The organism is Agaribacterium sp. ZY112 (genome assembly GCF_041346925.1).
In the GTDB taxonomy this organism is placed as follows: Bacteria; Pseudomonadota; Gammaproteobacteria; order Pseudomonadales; family Cellvibrionaceae; genus Agaribacterium.
Map to the genome: position 1 here is coordinate 3,460,886 of NZ_CP166840.1, position 20,489 is coordinate 3,481,374.

At 41.1% G+C, this 20,489-nt stretch carries 19 protein-coding genes; 11 read left to right on the forward strand and 8 right to left on the reverse strand.

Features of this window, described 5'->3' with window-relative positions; genetic code table 11:
- The first annotated feature begins 6 nt into the window (after positions 1-6).
- Genes AB1S55_RS15050 through AB1S55_RS15065 form a run of 4 tightly spaced genes read left to right on the forward strand, consistent with a single transcriptional unit; the run spans position 7 to position 4,224 of the window.
- The gene (locus AB1S55_RS15050) at positions 7-1,398 is read left to right on the forward strand and encodes a DUF262 domain-containing protein (RefSeq protein WP_370979001.1); all 1,392 of its coding nucleotides are present in this window, start codon (positions 7-9) and stop codon (positions 1,396-1,398) included.
- Positions 1,395-2,552: a DUF3696 domain-containing protein gene (locus AB1S55_RS15055; protein ID WP_370979002.1), complete on the forward strand. Its 1,158-nt coding sequence runs from the start codon at positions 1,395-1,397 to the stop codon at positions 2,550-2,552. The genes AB1S55_RS15050 and AB1S55_RS15055 overlap by 4 nt, the downstream gene beginning before the upstream one ends.
- Before the next feature lie 25 nt (positions 2,553-2,577).
- On the forward strand, positions 2,578-3,348 hold the full coding sequence (locus tag AB1S55_RS15060) for a hypothetical protein (RefSeq protein WP_370979003.1): 771 nt from the start codon (positions 2,578-2,580) through the stop codon (positions 3,346-3,348).
- A gap of 45 nt (positions 3,349-3,393) precedes the next feature.
- The gene (locus AB1S55_RS15065) at positions 3,394-4,224 is read left to right on the forward strand and encodes a hypothetical protein (protein ID WP_370979004.1); all 831 of its coding nucleotides are present in this window, start codon (positions 3,394-3,396) and stop codon (positions 4,222-4,224) included.
- Here AB1S55_RS15065 and AB1S55_RS15070 read toward each other — a convergent pair.
- From AB1S55_RS15070 to AB1S55_RS15090, 5 genes are read right to left on the reverse strand one after another with little or no spacing between them, the layout of a single operon-like run.
- Positions 4,208-4,861 (reverse strand): hypothetical protein, encoded by a 654-nt coding sequence (locus AB1S55_RS15070; protein WP_370979005.1) that lies wholly within the window; start codon positions 4,859-4,861, stop codon positions 4,208-4,210. The two genes, AB1S55_RS15065 and AB1S55_RS15070, sit on opposite strands and share 17 nt — an antisense overlap.
- Position 4,862: 1 nt before the next feature.
- The gene (locus tag AB1S55_RS15075; protein ID WP_370979006.1) at positions 4,863-6,050 is read right to left on the reverse strand and encodes a nucleotidyltransferase; all 1,188 of its coding nucleotides are present in this window, start codon (positions 6,048-6,050) and stop codon (positions 4,863-4,865) included.
- 9 nt (positions 6,051-6,059) lie between these two features.
- Complete coding sequence (locus tag AB1S55_RS15080) at positions 6,060-7,208, reverse strand: SAVED domain-containing protein (protein ID WP_370979007.1); 1,149 nt, start codon at positions 7,206-7,208, stop codon at positions 6,060-6,062.
- 6 nt (positions 7,209-7,214) lie between these two features.
- Positions 7,215-7,583, reverse strand: coding sequence for a metal-dependent hydrolase (locus tag AB1S55_RS15085; protein WP_370979008.1), 369 nt, complete (start codon positions 7,581-7,583; stop codon positions 7,215-7,217).
- Between the two features lies 1 nt (position 7,584).
- On the reverse strand, positions 7,585-7,758 hold the full coding sequence (locus AB1S55_RS15090; RefSeq protein ID WP_370979009.1) for a hypothetical protein: 174 nt from the start codon (positions 7,756-7,758) through the stop codon (positions 7,585-7,587).
- 174 nt (positions 7,759-7,932) lie between these two features.
- On the opposite strand from AB1S55_RS15090, the gene AB1S55_RS15095 reads away from it, so the two are divergent.
- From AB1S55_RS15095 to AB1S55_RS15125, 7 genes are read left to right on the forward strand one after another with little or no spacing between them, the layout of a single operon-like run.
- Complete coding sequence (locus tag AB1S55_RS15095) at positions 7,933-8,808, forward strand: WYL domain-containing protein (RefSeq protein WP_370979010.1); 876 nt, start codon at positions 7,933-7,935, stop codon at positions 8,806-8,808.
- A gap of 12 nt (positions 8,809-8,820) precedes the next feature.
- On the forward strand, positions 8,821-10,902 hold the full coding sequence (locus AB1S55_RS15100) for a class I SAM-dependent DNA methyltransferase (protein ID WP_370979011.1): 2,082 nt from the start codon (positions 8,821-8,823) through the stop codon (positions 10,900-10,902).
- A complete protein-coding gene (locus AB1S55_RS15105) occupies positions 10,902-12,242 on the forward strand; it encodes a restriction endonuclease subunit S (protein ID WP_370979012.1) in 1,341 nt (446 codons plus the stop codon). The genes AB1S55_RS15100 and AB1S55_RS15105 overlap by 1 nt, the downstream gene beginning before the upstream one ends.
- The gene (locus tag AB1S55_RS15110; RefSeq protein WP_370979013.1) at positions 12,239-16,030 is read left to right on the forward strand and encodes a DEAD/DEAH box helicase family protein; all 3,792 of its coding nucleotides are present in this window, start codon (positions 12,239-12,241) and stop codon (positions 16,028-16,030) included. The genes AB1S55_RS15105 and AB1S55_RS15110 overlap by 4 nt, the downstream gene beginning before the upstream one ends.
- 46 nt (positions 16,031-16,076) lie before the next feature.
- Complete coding sequence (locus AB1S55_RS15115) at positions 16,077-16,652, forward strand: hypothetical protein (RefSeq protein WP_370979014.1); 576 nt, start codon at positions 16,077-16,079, stop codon at positions 16,650-16,652.
- The gene (locus tag AB1S55_RS15120; protein WP_370979015.1) at positions 16,639-17,016 is read left to right on the forward strand and encodes a hypothetical protein; all 378 of its coding nucleotides are present in this window, start codon (positions 16,639-16,641) and stop codon (positions 17,014-17,016) included. The genes AB1S55_RS15115 and AB1S55_RS15120 overlap by 14 nt, the downstream gene beginning before the upstream one ends.
- A complete protein-coding gene (locus tag AB1S55_RS15125) occupies positions 17,013-17,507 on the forward strand; it encodes a hypothetical protein (RefSeq protein WP_370979016.1) in 495 nt (164 codons plus the stop codon). Before AB1S55_RS15120 ends, AB1S55_RS15125 begins: the two co-directional genes overlap by 4 nt.
- An 18-nt stretch (positions 17,508-17,525) precedes the next feature.
- Here the strand turns inward: AB1S55_RS15125 and AB1S55_RS15130 are convergent, their stop codons facing one another.
- The 3 genes from AB1S55_RS15130 to AB1S55_RS15140 form a co-directional block, all read right to left on the reverse strand.
- Positions 17,526-19,166, reverse strand: a complete 1,641-nt coding sequence (locus AB1S55_RS15130; RefSeq protein WP_370979017.1) for a DUF927 domain-containing protein — start codon at positions 19,164-19,166, stop codon at positions 17,526-17,528.
- A gap of 184 nt (positions 19,167-19,350) precedes the next feature.
- Complete coding sequence (locus AB1S55_RS15135) at positions 19,351-20,148, reverse strand: hypothetical protein (RefSeq protein ID WP_370979018.1); 798 nt, start codon at positions 20,146-20,148, stop codon at positions 19,351-19,353.
- Between the two features lie 15 nt (positions 20,149-20,163).
- A complete protein-coding gene (locus AB1S55_RS15140) occupies positions 20,164-20,382 on the reverse strand; it encodes a helix-turn-helix transcriptional regulator (protein WP_370979019.1) in 219 nt (72 codons plus the stop codon).
- Positions 20,383-20,489 lie beyond the last annotated feature (107 nt).

Here is a 20,489-nt window from a genome sequence, read left to right on the forward strand (position 1 = left end):
ATCACTATGGCATCAACTAAAAAAGAGAATAAAACTTTGGAATCAAGCGCAACTCCCTCCGTCATAGAAGAAGGTTACTTATATAGGGCCTTGGGATTTATCAAAACCAACCCACTTGCATCCTCCAATCGTTTCAAAATCTGGGCTACTAACGAGTTCGATGATGACGCCCTTGTAAAAGCAATTTGTCATGAAATTGCTAAATCCCCATTCATCGATTCTGTTAATAACCATTACCGCATAACAAAAGAGGGGCAGGAATGGCTACATGAAATAAGCGAAAGCCAATCGATAGAACCTGAAAGCAATCTGATTTTTGAACACGATTTAGAGCAATCACCAAACTCCACGCTTACTCACCCTTATGAGGTTAGCAAGCTAAAAATGGAATCTAAAACTCTGAGCGTCTTTCAAGCCCTGAGGAAGATCAAAAAAGGAGAGATCAACCTTAACCCAGAGTTCCAAAGAGCGTTTGTATGGGACGAGACTAAAAAAAGCAGACTCATTGAATCCATGCTGATACGAATTCCACTCCCTGCGTTCTATTTAGATGCTACAGACCAAGTTAACTGGACCGTCGTAGACGGATTGCAGCGCTTATCTACACTGGATGCGTTTTGTACCAAGCAAAACTTTGCGCTTAGAGACTTAGAGTTTCTACCAGACCTAGATGGTATGAAATTTGACGACCTACCCCAGAATTATCAAGTTCTGATTGAAGATGATACCAATTTAATATTTTACAATTTGATGCCCGGTACGCCTACACTCGCAAAGTACACGATATTTTCCAGAGTAAATACTGGAGGGTTACAACTAACCCCACAAGAAGTTCGCCACGCTCTAAATCAGGGCAACTCCACCAAACTGCTTCAAACACTGTCTAAACGACGAGAGTTTGAAAAAACTACATGTGGCTCAATTCCTAACCTCAGAATGGCAGATCGAGAATTAATACTCAGAGCACTATCTTTTTCCATGCTAGGAGTCGACGTATACAAGTATCACGGCGAAATGGATGCCTTTCTCATTCATGCGATGGAGGAAATGAACTCTATGAACAATAACGATCTCAAAAAAATTGAAAATACGTTTATTGAATCAATTCAAAAAGTTTGGGCAATTTTTGGAAAGTATGCATTTCGAAAGTATTCTGAAGAAGGCGGCCGAAGAGGCCCTATCAACAAAGCTTTATTTGAAGTATGGACCGTATCCGTGCAAGATTATGATGTCAACAGTTTAGTTAACAATAAGGAAAAAATAAAAAAATCGTTTCGTCTCCTACTCAATATAGATTACGACTTTGTAAAATCAATTAGCTCTAGCACATCCAGCTATAGGGCAGTCGAAAAACGATTTGGAGAAATAAAAAAGCTACTTAAAGAGTGTACTCAGTGATCAATAAAATTTGCGTAAGTGGTTATAAGTGCCTAAAAAACACCCCTTTGAACGTAGATAATCTAAACATCTTCGTTGGAGCAAACGCTTCAGGAAAGTCCAGCTTTTTGCAAACACTATTACTGCTGCGTCAATCAAGCCAAGGCCAATCAATTGACAACCTCAAATTAAGTGGGCCTCTCTATGAAGGAGGCCTAGCCACTGACGTGCTGCACCCCGATTCCAAACACACAATTGATATATCTATAAATTCATCCAAAATACGCTTTAAGCACAACAGAGATAAAGAAGACGCAACTCAAGCCCGAGTGTTCGATAGAGATACACCATCTGATGACCTAACGCTAGAAAATCAAAACTTAACCCCTCTTCTTGGCGATCAGTTCATCTACTTAAATGCTGAACGTGCCTCGCCCAAAGTCACGTACGGCCTTCCGCCGACAGAAAAAATATTAGCGGGAAAGCTGGGTAAGCATGGCGAATATACCGCAGCTTTACTTGCAGATGCGGAAAGTAATGTTTACATCGCGCCCGACTGGACGGAAGTAGCTACAAAGCTGATAGAGGCGGCAAAAGATCTTGAGGGTTTAGACCTTGAACAAGAATTAAAAGACTCCGGCGGCCGATTAGATTTAATGACTAACAGCGCCCTCAAATGGGTTATTCCAGGGGCATGTTTTCTTGTCCAAAAGCAAAACGATACAGACAGTTCAACTTTAAAGTTTATTCGCGACACAGAGAAAACAAGAACTGCGGTAAGAGCGACCCATATTGGTTTTGGCTTAACCTATACGTTACCAATCATCACTGGTGCCTTAATGCTAGCAAAAGACTCCATTATGATTGTAGAAAATCCTGAAGCTCACCTGCACCCATTCAGTCAGTCCCGAATCGGAGTATTTCTGGCGATTATGGCTTCATTCGGCAAACAAATATTTATCGAAACACACAGTGATCATGTAGTTAATGGGATTAGATTAGCGATTGCGAAGGGATACTTGCCACATACTCAACTAAAAACCCATTTTTTCAATAAACCTATCGATGGAACAACAGCTAGAGTCACGTCGATAAACTGTGACGAAGATGGTTATATGGATCAGTGGCCCGATGGTTTTTTCGATCAAATTGAAAGCGATTTATCCAAACTATAAGAGAGTGAATAAAAAGGAACGGTTCTTGAACATATATATAAATCCGCTTTCAGTCAAAGGGCAATGCTCCACCACTAAAGAAGCGGCAGATTTAGTCAGATCCTTGCTTGAGTCTATTAGCTATATGTCGCCAGCAATTCAAGCTCGTCGTATTCAGATCTACCTCGATGAAAGAGTCGAGACAAATGAACTAATTCCAGGCGAACAATCAACCACCACCATCTCTAGGTTTAGTAAAAATGGAAAACTGAGAGATTTAGCTACACGCTGGTATTCGGTTACTCGACAAAGCGCAAAGAAACTCAGCTACGAGGACGGCGCTGAGGTTAAAGTAACTACGGCCACTACGAGCGTAGATAAGTGTGAGCAAGGTGACGTCCATAGCGACCTCGCAACGTCCGCTGAAAACTTGCTGAGTTTTCATTTTGAGCCCGTATTTTCAGAGAAAGACCTTATTCTTCAGCATCAGAAAAATAGCAGAAAAATTAAAAACATTAACAACACCGACCGATTGGTTGAACTACTTCCCCGCCACGAGGCAAACCCAAAACATCGAAAAGAAGCATATATTGACAAAGATCGAGGTGTACCAGTTGCTCCAATGCCTCTAAACGAGGAGCAAGCACAACATTTACTACTAACAGGTATCCAAGACAAAAATAATGACTATATAGCACGACACAAAAGTAGTAATAAAATATATCGTTTCAAAAAAACTCATACCGACAGAGAGGTTTATCACGGATTCCAAGTAGACGAATCGGATATCGATAGAAAGATATTAGATCAAATCTAAATACTAATTTACTCCAAGAAAATTAAACAACCTTGGAGATTACTTATGCGCCCTTCCAACCAAAAGCTTCACAGCCAATCATATAAATATCAAATCAATCCCACACACCTCAAAGAAATACAAAACCACCTGCTAGAAACACATCGCGCTAACCGACGAGTATTAAGAAAAATATCAAGCCGTCGTTTTTTAGCAATTAAGAACTACGCTGACGGTAAATATCAGATTGACTTGAGCATTAACACCTCAACAAACAAGCCAAACCTCAAAGCAACTTTCACTACTCCCTATACGAGCAGTAAATCAATACAACATGCTATGGAGCTGTTGCTCAGCGTTATGAAACACAATCATACTCAGTGGCTAAAAACACCTACGCTTTACGGAGTTACGATAGAGTCATCCTTTTCGGGCTTGATATTCCCGGAAACGTTACTCTTAAAGTTGGGCCAAGACTATTACCCTCAAAGCGAAAGTGACTTCTGCCCCCATTCCTTAAAACACCCCAAACATAACTACTCTGCATATATTGTTGAGGGACTAAATAAGCATGACAAAAACACCAAAATTCGATCCGTTATCAAACCCAAAATGACAACAACCCGCGATTTTTCCCGAGACGCTTTTAAGACATTTAATAACTTCGACTTCCATTTGGTCAATTTGAACAGTTTTGTTTGGGGTCGATCACATATCGAAAGGTCGTACCGGCGAGGACTGTTGAGCACCACAACTAGCGAAGAAACAAAGCAAGCGCTTCTATCAGCGCTAGAAGACACTAAGCATTTTGACCCAAGGGTAAAAACATTAAGCGAATGGAGAAACCTATTTAAAGGGCATCACAAGCTACTCGACCAACTCAATAAGATCGCTTAGTCAGGTCGTCGAGAATAAGGTACATTTCTGCCGCTATTTTTTCCTTGTATTGAGATTTAGCAATCGCCTTCGACTGCTCCTTATGACATCGCAATACCTTCCTACCACTGCCGCATGGGCATTTCTCATGCGGCTTATAACCCACTTTCACCAAGCCATAAACACCTTTTAGCACAGCCACCTTATCGCTAGACGAATAAAGATCCAAATAATACTCCAAGAGCCCCTTAGCGCCGTGACTCCTTTCATCAAAAGGCATCTCGGCGTTTTTTTCCCAGTAAGAGTAACCGTATAAAAATGGGACAACAAGATTATCTATAAAACCAAGTAACGAGGGACTTTGATCAAAGATGATTCGCTCTTCAACGGGTACAGCCAAACAAAAACTGCCATCGCTATTAATATGTTCGAAATCACCACGTATACGAGCGCCAGCATCCCACACCAATGGCATTTTTTCTGGATACTCACTTGGGATAAATACTTCTATTTCAAAGCAATCACTTATCAGCTCGTGTGAGTCGGGCGCAGCATCAAACGAAAGCATTCCTGCAAGCGTCACACCAAATGGCGATCGTTTAATTTCCTCTAGCCCTTCATACTCACTCAGCAAGGTAGCAATATCGTCATCTAACAAACTAGTTTTTCTTCCAAGGCTTTGGTGCTTGATCTAATTTAACAGTTCTAGGCTTTGGCTTAACTACTTTAGGCGTTCTTGGCCATAATCTATCAACACTACCGGCACCAAATGTTCGCCCCATATTTCGCTTAAACGCAACGCCATCACCCTGCCTAGAATCTACGAAATCTTCTTGTAACCAAGACACCCATCGGAAAAATTCTTTAGCTCTCGCATTGTCATCTTCATGCCAGCGATCAGCAAAGTTTTCGTCAGGGTTAGTGGGATTGCCGATATACCAAGTGCCGTCACTCAGCCGTTTTATTAAGCCTTGTTCAGACAAATCTGAGTTTGCAAGAGTCTCGCCTCGCAACAAAACATTATGCGAATTTAATCCTGATACTATATTGGTCAACGCACTTAAAACATCCTCTTCATTGTTATATAAGTGTGCCGACAGCGTTGTAATGATCATAGATATTGGCGCTGCACCTTCATTTTTTGCCTCACTAAATCGAATATCGCGATGGCGCTTAAGGATTTGAACCACTCGCTGCAACGGTGTTCTAACGAGCAAATCGGGCACATCTTCGATACTCGCATACGAATCACGAAAATTTAATGCGATAGCTCTTTTTTGTCGCAAATAAACGGTGTTAAACGCAACTTTATTTCTCTCTGCAAACCAATCTGCATAACCCTTTGGGTTACTAGAGAACCATGAGTACTCATCTTCACATTTATTCGTGATCGCTATACAGCTTGTATTCTGAGATTCTAGGGCAGCAGGAAGAACATCTAAGTGGAACCCTACACCATCTTGCTCGGCATAGAGCAGCGTCCAACACCGCTTACCTTCATCATCTAGCATCCCTCGATACGTTTCATTCGCTTTTAAACGATCACCGACAATCGACTTAATATATTCCGGGCTGGTTTCACTTTTAAGAATCGAAAATTCGGATACAAGATCAATATCATAGTCTTGCTCCTTTTGGTTTCGGTAAGGCCTAACAACAGTCCCCAATCTAAACGACCCTTGAACATAGATTGTTAGCGTAATCCCGCCGCCATAATCGCCACCGTCTAACCACGTTCCAACAGCCTTATAGCGCTCTACGGATTGCTTATACTTACTAGGCGATATGTCTAGCTCTTCAGCCAACCGCTCTAGGTATCGATTTGAATCATTTACATCAAAGGGCATGTTCAACTCCTAACTAATATTTAGGGTCTTAACAAACCCGTTTGTTTTCCAGTTTTGATCATAAATCTGCATTCTTATGTCAGACTTGGGCATATGGACTCGCCCCAATTCAATTGCTGCGGTAACAGGCATCGCGGGGAATACATGTAAAACGCAATCATTGCCGTGCTTTTTCTTGATCTCATCAAGTAATAACCTCAGCCTCTCGCGCAGATCCTTAAGGTGACTTTCGGTGCAAATCAAATCTCTATTTGGAACCGCCACTGTCAAACACCAAATAGAAACTTTGCGCCCCAACACGTTATAAATTCGATCATTTGAAATTGATGCGCTCAGAGAAATATTAAGCGCTACCGTTTTAGATTCATCGCTAGGAGGAATAACATCAAGAATCAATGGGCTGGCACTGGGCTTCCATTTCCATGTTTGGGGTTCGCGGTGCCTCTGAAACAATTTAACGTCAGGAATATCAGTCAAAAGGCTACCGAACTTGATTAGCAGTGGTTGAGGCGCTAGTGCAAAAACTGACAAATGCTTACATCGCCCTGACTGCAACTCTGGTCGTACTAAACTGCCGAAACTCTTTTCTAAGCTCTGCGATTCGATTAACCAATAGTTTTCTTCGTCGTCCGAAAACTGACTATTCTTAAGGCTTAATTCGATGGGGGTTTTACTTGAGGGGTAGTGATCAGGCATCATCGCTAAGGCTGCGTCATTAAAGTTTAGCGCCGTACCATGCTCACCGATATTTGCGCCGAACAATACCACTTGTGACTGTTTGCACTCATCTATTGATGTTACAAGCTCAACCCTCTGCTCGTGTGACTTCTTCATCGTCATCAAAGTATCAACTGAAAACACATCACCTTTTTTGTCGTTATCGATTAACGTATGACAGCCGTGACAAACCAGCATCAAGTTATCAATACTATTTATCTGAGAAGCATCTATCCCCTCATTTCCTCTTGGCCCATCATCACTAAAAGACCATATATGCGCTTTCTGGGCTATGTTTGCCTCAATGTTCGTCGCCTCATTACGCCAGAGCACCTTGTTACAACCACTAAATTCACAACGCCCCGCAGCCACACCCCACAACATACTTTGTGTAGTCTGCTTAATCCCTCGGGCTGGCTTAGCAGCTAAACGCATCTTCATTCCTCGCTACAACTTGCCAATCAATGGAAGTGAACGAGGCGTAACGGCGTCAGCCAGCAAATGACTTATATAAGCCCCACCTACAATTAACCCAGCGGCACGTGCTAAACGCCCTACTTCTGTCTGCGGTTTCATATCCCATACCTGCTTTACGCCATAGCCCACCCCTGTAAGAAAAAGACAACCATGAAAGAATTGCCGATGATGAGGGTTATTCGCAGGTTCAATCACATCAGGCAACTTCCCAAGCAAGGCCCCGCATGCCAATGCGACTAATGGATGATGTAAAACTGTTCGATTTTCTTCTTTGTCAGCAGTCATCACAGCCAGGGCGGTAAGACCGCCAATAAGCTGGTGTGTAGGGCCATTAGCCATACTATTTCTCCTTCCTTACGCCCTTAAAGGGGCTTTTACTTGATGTCTTCACATCCATAAACCGGCCGGTATTCGCATCACGCTTAACGTAATGACCTGACGGTGTTTTAGTTTGAGAGCGATCTCGGACGGCACCTTTACGGTGGCCATCACCTGTTGGGGGGTTAGTAGCCATGACTTTTATCCTCATTCAAAACAGAACACTTAAAACCATACAGACCCACTACAGCGATCTTTAATGCAGCATACCATCATCTTTTTGATTATGACAACAGTCTTATTTGAATGCATGCGCGAATCCAAGGTATCATCCACCTCAAAGAAGAATTATCGCTAAGGGGAACAATGGGTGGACAAAATAAGTCAGCCAAAACAAGAGCGCCTTGCTCATATAGATTTCAGGCTTTATTTCCTAGGTAACGTGGGCAGGCTCGACCTAATGGCACGCTTTGGTATTGCGGAAGCCGCCGCCACTCGGGATTTGACAGACTATAAAAAAAGAGCCGAACAGAACCTAGAATACGATACGAAAGCAAAGCTCTATAAAACGACTGAAGCATTCAAACCACTATTCGACTACCGCGCCGACCAAATATTGTCAGCACTATCGAAAGGGTTCGGTGGGGATATTGTGAACAACCCCAAGCCTTATGTTCCTTGTGAGACGCCTTCACAGCTCAATAAGCCTGATGTTGATGTCCTCGCTCGGCTTTCTAGAGCGATCTACAACAAAGAAGCCCTTGCTATTCAATACCGTTCGGTGAGAAGCGGATATACCGAGCGCGAGATCGTACCCTTCTGTTTAGTGGATAACGGCTTAAGGTGGCATGTAAGAGCCTTCGACCGCCGCCGTGAGCAGTTTATGGATTTAGTGATTACACGAATAAGCAACCCAGCCGCCCCGCAGCAACTCACACCTAGCGAACACGAATCTAAAGATTTAGATATCCAATGGAACCGCATTGTCGAGCTTGAAATAATTGCCCACCCAAACCTCGAACACAAAGAAACGATTGAGGTCGACTACGGAATGCAAGAAGGTGTATTAAACCTGAATATACGCGCTGCTGTAGCGGGATACCTGTTGCGTCGCTGGAATATCGATTGCACAAAAGAAGGCACACTCAAAGGCGATGAGTACCACTTATGGCTACGTAACCGTCAAGCGCTATATGGTGTAGATAACCTAAAAATCGCACCCGGCATAGACCTACAAGAACTATAAAGAGAAGAATAAATGAATATCCTACAATACGAATCAAAAATCTGGGCGACAGCTGACTTACTCCGTGGCAGTGGTATCAAAGAATCCGAATGGCCATCATTTATGATGCCATTCTTTGCCTTAGTTATGATCGAGAGCCGGCTCATTCGAATGTTTGATGAATTGAAAGCTGAAATAGGCGAAGAAGCATTTAAAGAGATTCAACAAGAAGATCTCTATGATCTCATCAAAGATAAAGGCCAAGGCTACAACGTCTTCATTTTTGAGAAAAACCAATCGTTATCCGATATTTGTAAAAACGACAAATCTTTTGATATCGACTTCGATGCCTACCTTCATGGCTTTGATGGTGAAACGAAAGACCTGCTTGGCGTAGATGCCGTTGAAGGCGAGAAGTTTCTCGATATTCGAGGTGTGATAGCCAAACTCAAAGCAAAAAAGGTATTGCTTGGCTATACCAAACTTTGGGCTGAAATTGACCTCAAGCCTTTTAATAACTCTGAGATCACCACATTAGAAGAGCATATCAAACGTAAATGGGCTGATATCTCAGCAGAGACAGCTGGGGAGCAGTACACCCCAGATGATGTAATTGCACTTATCAGTGATATTGTCGCTTCGAAAATAGAAGAATCCGACAAGCTTCTTAAAATTTATGACTGTACCTGCGGTGGCGGCAATATGTTATTTGGCGTTGAAGATCGCATAAATAAAAAGTTTAAGCGTTTAACGCAAACCTATGGGCAAGATTGGAATGACGCGCTCTACGCACTAGCAAAGATCGAAAGTCGTTTTCGCCCTGATTCAAAAATCGAACATGGCAACACTTTAGTTGACGATAAATTCGACAACGAAGAGTTCGATGTGGTTATTGCTAACCCACCTTATGGAGTGAGCTGGTCTGGTTACGCTAAAGACATTCAAAACGACAAAACAGAACGTTTCAAATTCTTACCATCAATCTCTGATGGCCAGTTGCTCTTTATGCAGCACTTAATCTCCAAGCTGGATTCAAATGGCATAGGTGTTGTTGTTCACAATGGCTCAACACTATTTAGCGGTGATGCTGGCTCAGCTGAAAGCAACATCCGCAAATGGATGTTAGATACTGATATTGTTGAAGCAATAATCCAACTGCCAACAGATGAGTTCTTTAACACCGCTATTTACACATACCTTTGGATACTTAATAAAAACAAACATCCAAATCAGAAAAATAGAATAATGATGATTAATGCAGCTGAAAAATTTAGTGCGCTAAATAGAAATAAAGGCTCTAAACGAAAATACATTGACAAAAATCATCGCTATGAAATAGTCAATACACTTTCATTATATGAAGACTACGAATATTCAAAGATTTTTGATAAAACCTTTTTCTATTTTAACAAGCAGTCAATCACACTTACAGATACAGATAAAAGTGGGTTGAGCTTTGAAAGCAATCTTCCTCTTAAAAACAACAAAGCCGGCGAGCTAGAGAGAGTCAAATCTATTAAACTAGAACCAACCTCAATTACATGCGGCAGCCTTGAATTATCCAATTTCACCATAACAGAATACGACATCGCTAAATACGCTTCGTTATTAGATTATTATACCGAAGAGTTAAAAGCACAAATATCGCAAATAGACTATTTAGACCAGCAGCTAATTATTAGTACCGAAGGAGCTCAGTACTATTTTGATGTTAATCAGAATTCTATAGTTAAAAAACATATGTCTGATAACAAAGAGGGAGTTGAAGAAACGCTTGGATGCGGAAAAATAGTGATTAAGGCTAGCTTCAAAAAAGCAACAAAAAAACAACCAAATCGCATAATTATAAGTGTTGAGTTAACACCCAGCTTTCAAAAAGACTTTGAAATAATCCCATACCACGAAGATGAACAAGAAAATTTCTCTGCGATTGAAGAATTTATGTCGCGATACATTAAAAAGCCATTTAAATATGGAGAGAACACAATTGGTGTTGAACTTAACTTTAATAAGATATTTTACAAGTCCGAACCCTTGCGATCAGCCACTGAAATATTAAATGAAATTTCTCAGCTAAATGACTCATTAAGCGAACTCGAAAAGAGGATGATTTAATGAAAGCTAAAATTTTTGGGAGGTATGCATCTTACAAACAATCAGGTGTGGACTGGATTGGCGAAACACCCTCAAACTGGACCCTTACTCGAAACAAAGATATTTTTAAAGAACGAGGCAGCTTAAGCAGCACTGGAACTGAAACATTACTTACGGTATCTCATATTACCGGCGTCACCAAAAGATCTGAAAAGAAGGTTAACATGTTTATGGCTGAAACAATGGAAGGCTATAAACAATGCAAGAAAGGCGACTTAGTAATCAACACTATGTGGGCGTGGATGGGGGCACTTGGTACAACTCAACAAGATGGTATTTGTAGTCCGGCTTATGGAGTTTATGCCCCTAGGGAAGACATCCCATATAATTCAAAATATTTTGATTATCTGTATAGAATCCCTAACGCTATCTCTGAGATGACTCGAAATTCCAAGGGAATTGTGTCTTCTAGGTTGCGGCTATACCCTAAAGATTTTTTTCAAATCCAAACAGCACTTCCTAGTTACAAGGAACAGTCTGCGATAGCCGACTATCTAGACTCTTTTACTAAAAAAATTGACACCGAAATAAGTTTACTCAATGAAAAGTCTGAAGCTTATGGAAGACTTAAGCAGCGACTAATAAATGACGCTATTCGATATGGCTTAAATTTGGCCAAACCGATGAAAGCAACTAATGAAGAATGGATTGAAGAAATTCCAGAAGGTTGGAACATAATGAGACTTAAAGATGTTGCCCAAATGGCAACCGGTAATAGTCTCAACGACGAATTGAAACAATTATATTCAGTCAAAGACCCTGAAAGTATTCCCTATGTATCTACTAAAGATATAGACTTATTAACATGCTTTTTAAATATTGATAACGGTGTCTACATCCCTAGCACTGAGCACCAATACAGAAAAGCACCTAAACATTCAACTTTGTTATGCATTGAAGGTGGTAGTGCGGGTAGAAAAATTAGTTATGTTAAAAGAGAAGTTTGCTACGTCAATAAGCTTTTATGCATTTCAGGTAACGACAAAGTCAACTCGCTGTTTTTGCATTTTTATATAAGATCCCATTCATTCTCATCACAATTTAAATCCTGTTTAACAGGGTTGAAAGATAACTTTTGGGGAGTGACAGGGCCTCAAGTTAGTAGATTTAAGCTTGCCGCCCCTCCAATAAAAGAACAAATAGAAATTGCTACTTATCTTGACGATAAAGTTAAAACAATCGATTCCATTGTTAAGTCTATTACTAGCAAGCTTGAAAAGCTGAAAGAGCTCCGGCTGTCTGTGGTTAGTGAGGTTGTAACTGGAAAAATAAAAATAGAGCCCCAGGAGAGCAACCCATGAATGAACTTCACCTGCAAGACAAGTTCTTAATCCCTTTCTTCTGCAATGACCTTGGCTACAATGAGGTCAAAGCCAATACAGTAACCTGCTCTTTAGTGATAGAGGAAGATCTAGAGGCTTTTATAAGCGAAACTGACCTCAACAAGAAGGCTTACGGCACGCTGCTAAAGAAGTATAAAGGTGACAACCGCCTACTTCTAAAGGAATTAATCGAGCTGATTCATGAACGAATCGGCAGTAGCCGAAATATGGCATTGTTTATTAATGCGAATAAGTCCATCACTTTGCAAGGCGTCAAGCTTCATTTATTCTATCCCAGTGATAGTGTGATTCATGGGAACAAGCTGTTTGAACAGAATATCTTTTCTGTTGTACAGGAACTACCTTATAAGTTTAAATTTCAGGGCGAGCAAATATTCTCATTTCGCCCGGACATCGTGCTTTTTGTAAATGGTATTTACCTTGGCTATAGCGAATTAAAAAGCAATTATACTAGTCAAAGTGCCAGTAAAAACGGGCGCGGCAAGGTGATAAAAGACTACTTTGAAGCGGTAAAAGCCTATCATCAGCATATCGACAGTAATGATATGTTGAGTGAGAATGAAAAGCTTGCGCTGCGCAAAGACTTCTTAAAGGTCTTCGAAAAAGCTATACATATCACCACAACAGATATTGGTGAAACATACGTTATTCGCACCATTGCAGACTATTTTGATGAAATACTCACAACTTGTCGTGAAGGCAAGTTTGACAGAGAAGAGATAGAAAAAAAGGCGCATAGCGTATTTAAACTATATCCTCTACTTAAACCGGATGCTGATAAAAAGTCCAAGCTAAAAGAGTTATTCAATGCTCTTTATAGTAAGTTCATGGTTGAGAAAGAAATCCTATACTACAACTTTATTGAACGCGACGTTCACGTCAAAAAAGGCATTAAAGAGGTTAAGAATGAGCCGGGATTCTTAATTTCGCCGAGGCCAAAACAGAAGTTTGGTACAGATAAAATCATGGCTAAGATTGATGAATTTTTAGACCATGAGCAAGACCCTAATTATTTTGACAATCTCCTTGAAAAGCAACTAGTTGGTGTTAGTGAGGCTAAAAAAGCAGAGCTTCTCCAAAAGCGTAAAGCCTATTCGAATAACAAAAACGTTTATTCGTTATTAATGCAATATGCAGCAGGCTTTGGTAAGTCAAATATTATCGGTTGGTCGGCACTACAACTAAAAGACCTTCGCCGCCCAGACGAAAATGGCAATATGCAGTACGTGTACGACAAGGTCATGATAGTCGTTGACCGATTGCAGCTGCGTAGCCAGATAGACTCACTAATGCTGAACATGAATATTGATAAGCGTTTGGTGGTTGAAGCTACAAACAAGAAAACCTTTCAAAATGCTTTAGCATCTGACAACCGAATTGTGATTGTTAACTTACAGAAGTTCGGCGCTGTTAAAGAGATGATGGATGCGAGTGTTTTAGCAAAGCTTGCCAAAATGCGTATCGTTTTTCTTATCGATGAGATACATCGATCTAACAGCGGTGACCAGCATGAAGAAATGGTCAGTATTTTTGATGAACTGCAAAGCCCATTTGATGGTGAAGCTTATACTGGAAAGGCGACTAAGAAGAACTTAATTGTCGGTTTCACCGCTACACCGGATGATCACACGCTGGCACGCTTTGGTGAATTTAGCGGCTATGCAGAAAGCGAAAAGCTGTGGCGGCCATTTGATAGTTTCACCATGAAAGAAGCGATAGAAGATGGCTTCATCCTCAACCCGCTTAAAAACATTGTGCCTGTGGCATCTAAAATGCTATTTGATTTGCCTTCAAATCCACTCGAAGGTTTCACGGAGAAGGAATTTAAAGATGCGCAGAAAAAGCAGATCTATGAGAACCGAGAACGTATTGACGCAATATCCAAGTATGTTGCCGACCTTCTGGTAAAAGATGTTTACCGCCAAATACGTGGTACAGGTAAAGCCATGCTTGCCGTATATTCCATTAAATCGGCCATCGCTTACAAGGAAGCCGTCACTAAATATTTTAACGAGTTGGTTAAGCTTCCAAAATATGAGAAGTATGCAGAGGCTCCAATTCATATTGTCTACTCGAGCAATCAGGACGAGCAAAGTGCTACGGGATTAAACGAAGGCCTATCTGAAGAAAAAGTATTGGAGAACTTTGCCCTAAAGAAAAATGGCTTAATCATTGTTGTCGCGAAGCTTCAGACAGGGTTTGACGAGAAAAAACTGCATACGCTGTTTTTGGATAAAGAAATTCGTGGTATTAGCGCCATACAAACGATTTCACGTGTTAACAGAACAGCCAAGTATAAAAACGACTGTAAAATTGTTGATTTCTCTTATAACAATGTAAACGTTCAGAACATCAAAGATGCGTTTGAGCATTTCTCTGATGTTGTCGTCAGCGACTTTGATCCTTTCGGAGATAAAAAGGTTCTCGATATTCTCCTTACTGAGCTCAACAAGTCTGATACGTACGATAAGTTTTTCAATGTGTTTATGGGAATATATAGGGACCCTGTCAAACGAGATCAGCCGAAGTCATACCTTGACTTTGAAAGCAGTCTTAAAAAATACATTGAGGCGAACCCTCAGCGTACTGCAGACACCAAAGCTAAAGCAGCACAATACTTCACCATACTCAATCGCATTGAATTTGTAATATCCTTGGATGCCAAATATAGCGAATCAAGCTTTCTATTCTTTTGGCGAAAATTTAACACGCTGTATAACATGCTTCACCGTAGTGAAGATATTAAGGATCCAATTGAAGTCTATTTTGACAATCAAATCGGTATAGTTGAAGTTGAGGCTGAAGCGACAGTAGCCAAGAAGAAAAAACCAACTGAAGTGGCAACAGGCAAACCAGCAGGAGTTGGAGGACAGTACGACATTCTCGATATTATCGCAGCAAGAAACGAACAAGAAGAAAAGATTTCAGAACTAATTAAAGACTTTGAGTCAAAGGTTACTAGTTTTTTTAGCTACGTGAGTGAGTCACCAGAAGGCAAGCGCCTAATTGTTAAAATAAAATCTCATGTTTCAGAAAATGAAATTTACGATGATTTTTCAAAAATCTACCGACGGTATAGAGCACTCTTTAGAAGCAAAGTTGGAAATTTCTTTTTTAAAGAAACCGAAGACCTCGTTGACAAACTCTGTGACGATTTTGAAGCAATCATACGAGGAAGCGCAACAAATCAAACAAGTATGAAAGATGGGGTTGAAGTACCGGGGTACCTGTATTTTAACACTGATGATTTTCAAGCCGCGCAAAGCGCCTTTGATGCGTACTTAAAGTTCGCATCAATACTTGGCTTTGAGATAAGGAATAAAGGCGAATTTCATAAAGGGTCGTGGATCAGAAAAGGGATCAGTCTATTTTCAAGTGTTAAAGACTCTGACGAGCTTAAAGCTATATATGAGAGGGGGCAAAAAGCCATTGAGCTGGCGTCCATTGAGAAGTTGCAGTCAGAAGTTAACAAGAACAATATGGAAGCTGTTGCTGCATTCATTAACGCAGTCAAAGATATACCAGAAGCTGCAACCCGTATTGGATCACTTATTGTTGTTAAGGCTTGTGTTGACGGGCAAACTAAGGTCGTTTCTACCGTGCTAACAACAGACCAACTCATTCAGATTGAAAAAAACCCGCTTATTTTAACAAATCCAAGTGAGCTTCTACCCTTTATCACACCTCATCGGCACGAACCAGAGACCCTACCACTGGATCACATACAGCAAGATCAAAGTAACTGAGCCTCACAATGAAAATGTGCGGCTTCTATATTTAAAGGGGACAGATATGTATTACGGCGAATCAGGAAAGCAGATAACCAAGCCCGTTATTATCAAGGCGCTAAACAAGCTTGGCGACTTGCTAAAGCAGAAGAACCAGCGCCTTGAGCTAATTTGCTGCGGAGGGATAGTGAGTGTTTTATTTCACGGCTCACGGCAAATGACTCATGATGTAGACGTGCTATTCCCCAACAACCCAAGCGCTGTAAAGATATTAAAAGAACTAGTAGACCAAGTGGGCGCTGAGTTCGGCTTGGAACACGGCCCTCGTGATAAATGGTTTAACGATAGCGTTAGTTTTATCGGCCTACAGTCAAAATCTAATAACATCGTATTTAGGCATTCTCACTTAATCCTCAAAGCAGCCGATTGGCATGAGATGCTAGCACATAAGATTACGGCATTTCGTGGGCCAAGAGATAAGAATGACGCGATCCACTTTCTAAAAGAGATTAAGCCAAAGGATAAAGCAGCGATCTATCAAAAGACCGTTAAGTACAAGCCATTCGTACCAACGATTGCAGATGCTCTATTTGAGAAGCGTTTCAATCAACTATGGGAGGAAGCGTATGGAAAATCTTGATAGCGTTTTAGACAACATGACAGATAAGCTAATCGCCTACGACGAGATAGCCTTTTTAGACATGGTTCAGTATGTTTGGCGTAGGGGCTGGTCGCTAGACACAGCTTCAACACCTTCTGATGACTCTGAACTACGCCGCGCACTTAAAGCATGTATCATTGAGCGTATGGTTGAACTATGGACAGCACCGCCGAGAAACACAGCGGAAACGGCACCAGTGTGGTGTAGTAATGTTCCAGCTTTAAGCGATCCTTTCTCAGTCATTAAACCTGAAGAGCAGTCTTTTTGGGAGGACGAGCCAAGCAACCCAATATTTGAAAAGAGAAACATCTTCGCACCCAAAGAGTTTATGTTCTTCTTATGAGTGATATTGCGATAATCGACCTAGAAGCTAGCGGCTTACACTTCGACTCTTACCCAATTGAAGTGGCCGCAAGGGTAAATGGCGCAACCAAATCTTGGCTGATACGTCCAGAACCAAACTGGACCTACTGGTGCGATACCGCAGAAAGCCTGCATGGAATATCCCGCTCCGAGCTAACATCATCAGGCCTGCCACCCTCGCAAGTGGCAAGCGAGCTAAATGCATTCTTAAGCCAAACGGACGGCCTTATATACAGCGACGCCGCACAGTGGGATTCAGACTGGATCAACACCCTCTACCACGCAGCAAACGAGCCGCAGCTTTTTCACATACTATCGCTTTACGACTTGCTAGAGCCAGATCAACACACCAAGTTTGACGATACCAAAACACAACTTGCAGATTCAGGTAGGTATCGACAACATCGCGCGGCTGAGGATGTAGAGTTGATTTATTGGTCATATATAAATACAAAATTGGAGCAGGAGTAAACCTGCTCCTCAATCCCATTACGCTAAATTTTCTCTATCAAAACAGAAGCATTTCAGTGCAGGGTCTATTTTTTTGAATTTGGCTGGAACATTGAGCGAATTTTTTCCGTCTGAAGATTTAATCAAGATATCACCCGCAGCCAATTTCTTCAAAATACTTGCACTATCGCCCTTGCCACCTACAGCATTATCGAAAAACACCTTACTCACGAGAATCACCGCCCTCCCTTTTCTGGTGTGTTTTAACAATATGACTCCTTTCTCAAACATATCCTTTCGTTTTTCGACATCCCTAACCTTATCAACAACCACCGTTTTTGCGGACTTGATTGCCTTTTTTAAATTTCGAATTTTCCCCTCTAAAACCTCTGATTCAGATACAGGGATAGCATTTTTGTAGTCCATGTAAACTTTTAGGATCTGGTCCAATATTTCCTTTTTTGAAAACGGTAATACTTTAAACTTAGCAGCCAAACTTCCCGAGGCATACTGTAAAGCAAACCTTTTAGCCGCTCTTCGTTCACACCCAGTATTAGGATTCGCCTTTTCTAAAAAGAATTTCATATCGGACTTCATTTCTCCGATCAATTTCCTTTTATCATTTTTTAGCTGGTCACATAGGCTAGTTAAAAACTTAAAACGAGCGGTACCGAAATATTTCTCTGTCCCTCGACTGATTTTTTCAACCAATGAAGCTGAACTATTATATCCCTTTGGCAAGCAATCGAAGATTCCGTGCTCTTCACTCGACTGTGCAGGGATATCCAAAAACCTAACACCTTCTCCCGGCAGCCTTTTCGTTCCACCTGACACGGCACCTTCACCCAAACTTAATTCCCCAGCACTCACCAACGATAAATTCCATGAGGAACTTGAGTCAGAGTACGACCTCGCTCTCTTCTTTGCTCCGCCCTCCGAAATCAGGTACGTTATTGCCGTTGCTTTCTGGGCAGCTATTTTTGGATCTCTATCTAAAAGCTTAAATTCGTCCAATATCAATGTGGAGTTATTGTGGGAAAAACACATTTCCTCCACGCCGGTTTCAGTTGCAAACCAAGAATTAACCCGTTTTTTTGGGCCAAATATTGATGCTACCACACGTAAACATGTTGACTTGCCAATAGAGGAATTTCCATAAAAATGAATTCCGCCACTCTCAACCCCCAGTAGCTCCGAAGTAAATCCAGAAAACCCGGCACATAGTGCTAACGTAAGTCGGGAGCTATATTTAGCATACCTTGCAACATTGTCAGACCACTCCTGAAATTCGCCTTGACTATACTCGTGTAGACGCTCCACTCTGTCGCCAGAAATATACATCCGTTTTTTATGGGCTAAGCCAAATGCATTTTGTGATGTATCTACATAATTTGACTGATGGAAGCCTGGTCGATCTAATACCATTAGATTATCAAGATCACTCTTAATCAAACGTTCATGTGTGCGCTTCCATTTCCCTCCAACACCTTCTGCTGCGGGCATTCCATTATCAATCAGCAGATTACGTAAGGGCTTAGATTCCAGCATATCTTTGGTTCGTATCGGCACCTCTGCCGACGTTTTATTTCCGGATTTCACTTCAAGTATCGTAATAGCAGATACTTCGCCATTCAATGAAGTTCCTTGATATTTAACTTTCACTAAAAAATTGTCGCTCATAATAAGTACTCGTGAAGAATTGGATCACCTAGATCACCTAGATCACCCAATTATTGATTGATTTGGTTACTTGCAAATTTATCGATATATACAATTGAGTAGTGTTGTAAATACAATAGTAAAAAACACCCTTATAAAGCTAATATTTCTATCCATTCGGTATAGATATAATAAAACATGCTGTTTAAGTCGTTGAATTTTTCTTCAGCTTTCCTTCGCACCTTCTAAGCCGATATAAAAACATCATCTTCGCAAGACCCAACCAGTCCCTAGTTATCAAGGACTCTCTCCTAAGGACATCAGGCAAGAATTTCTTCTTTGAAATTCTTTTCCCATTAAAAACATAATGTTCAACTCGAGACCACTCGTGTTTAACTAGATAGCCCGAAAGGTTCAATCTATTACCTAGGGGCTTAATAAGCACTGGGCGATTTACAACCCCAGACCGAGTGTTTAAGTATTTTGACTTTCGGTACAGACCTTTAAATTTATCTAGTTTTTTCTCGTCCGTACACTCCAGAACAAAATGCACATGCGGCATCCACTTTTTCGACTCCTGATGAAAGTCCATTTCAAACCCGCCTAAAGCCCTCCCCTTTATATCGCACTTTTCAAATTGCTTCCGAATTCGGTTAAAAAACTTCCGAGGATCAAGAGTGGTTAGATCTTCCGTATCCATTACATCCGGATAAAATATTACTGTTACAAACACCCAATTTTTGTCATTGGTTAGTCTCATAAATTGCTCAATAAACCAAATCCTTTTCCGCCTCATGCACTCAGGGCAGGCGGGGCTTATACAGGGCTCATCATAACCACACATCTCGAGCCTTCCTGCTAGTTCCCTACATGCTGGATCCATACCCGCATATAATAGTTTCACCATCTCCTCTTTCCTTTTTTCCGCCCAGCATTCGGGCTCAAACCCTTCAGGCAATAATGGTCCAGTCTTACTTTGTTTTTTGAGGTCTCTAAAATTCATTCGATTCACCATTTGCTATGATTCCTGTCTCCGACTTCTAACCCAGTCATGCACTTCTTCCAAATCGTATACCACTCGATTTTCTGTCAACTTAAATCCATATGGAAATTCTCCAGCCTTGATGAGGCGGTAGACCGTCGCTCTAGAGAGCGTTGTCAAATCGGATACTTCTGACAATGTGATATACCTGGTAGAGCTTGAACTCATCGATCTGCCAATTTCTTGTGGATTCATTTAGTTCCCACACTTTTCACTCAAACTAAGACTAAAAATATATTTATTTTTTTTAAAACCCTTAATTATCAACAACTTAATAAACACTAGCATCGTCAGCATTGGTC

Excerpts from the sequence above, each read along its gene's own strand:
- AB1S55_RS15050 (WP_370979001.1), top strand. The coding sequence starts at position 7 with ATGGCATCAACTAAAAAAGAGAATAAAACTTTGGAATCAAGCGCAACT.
- AB1S55_RS15120 (WP_370979015.1), top strand. The coding sequence starts at position 16,639 with ATGGAAAATCTTGATAGCGTTTTAGACAACATGACAGATAAGCTAATC.
- AB1S55_RS15080 (WP_370979007.1), bottom strand. The coding sequence starts at position 7,208 with ATGAAGATGCGTTTAGCTGCTAAGCCAGCCCGAGGGATTAAGCAGACT.
- AB1S55_RS15110 (WP_370979013.1), top strand. The coding sequence starts at position 12,239 with ATGAATGAACTTCACCTGCAAGACAAGTTCTTAATCCCTTTCTTCTGC.
- AB1S55_RS15065 (WP_370979004.1), top strand. The coding sequence starts at position 3,394 with ATGCGCCCTTCCAACCAAAAGCTTCACAGCCAATCATATAAATATCAA.
- AB1S55_RS15100 (WP_370979011.1), top strand. The coding sequence starts at position 8,821 with ATGAATATCCTACAATACGAATCAAAAATCTGGGCGACAGCTGACTTA.
- AB1S55_RS15075 (WP_370979006.1), bottom strand. The coding sequence starts at position 6,050 with ATGCCCTTTGATGTAAATGATTCAAATCGATACCTAGAGCGGTTGGCT.
- AB1S55_RS15130 (WP_370979017.1), bottom strand. The coding sequence starts at position 19,166 with ATGAGCGACAATTTTTTAGTGAAAGTTAAATATCAAGGAACTTCATTG.
- AB1S55_RS15125 (WP_370979016.1), top strand. The coding sequence starts at position 17,013 with ATGAGTGATATTGCGATAATCGACCTAGAAGCTAGCGGCTTACACTTC.
- AB1S55_RS15085 (WP_370979008.1), bottom strand. The coding sequence starts at position 7,583 with ATGGCTAATGGCCCTACACACCAGCTTATTGGCGGTCTTACCGCCCTG.
- AB1S55_RS15105 (WP_370979012.1), top strand. The coding sequence starts at position 10,902 with ATGAAAGCTAAAATTTTTGGGAGGTATGCATCTTACAAACAATCAGGT.
- AB1S55_RS15115 (WP_370979014.1), top strand. The coding sequence starts at position 16,077 with ATGTATTACGGCGAATCAGGAAAGCAGATAACCAAGCCCGTTATTATC.
- AB1S55_RS15090 (WP_370979009.1), bottom strand. The coding sequence starts at position 7,758 with ATGGCTACTAACCCCCCAACAGGTGATGGCCACCGTAAAGGTGCCGTC.
- AB1S55_RS15140 (WP_370979019.1), bottom strand. The coding sequence starts at position 20,382 with ATGAATCCACAAGAAATTGGCAGATCGATGAGTTCAAGCTCTACCAGG.
- AB1S55_RS15135 (WP_370979018.1), bottom strand. The coding sequence starts at position 20,148 with ATGAATTTTAGAGACCTCAAAAAACAAAGTAAGACTGGACCATTATTG.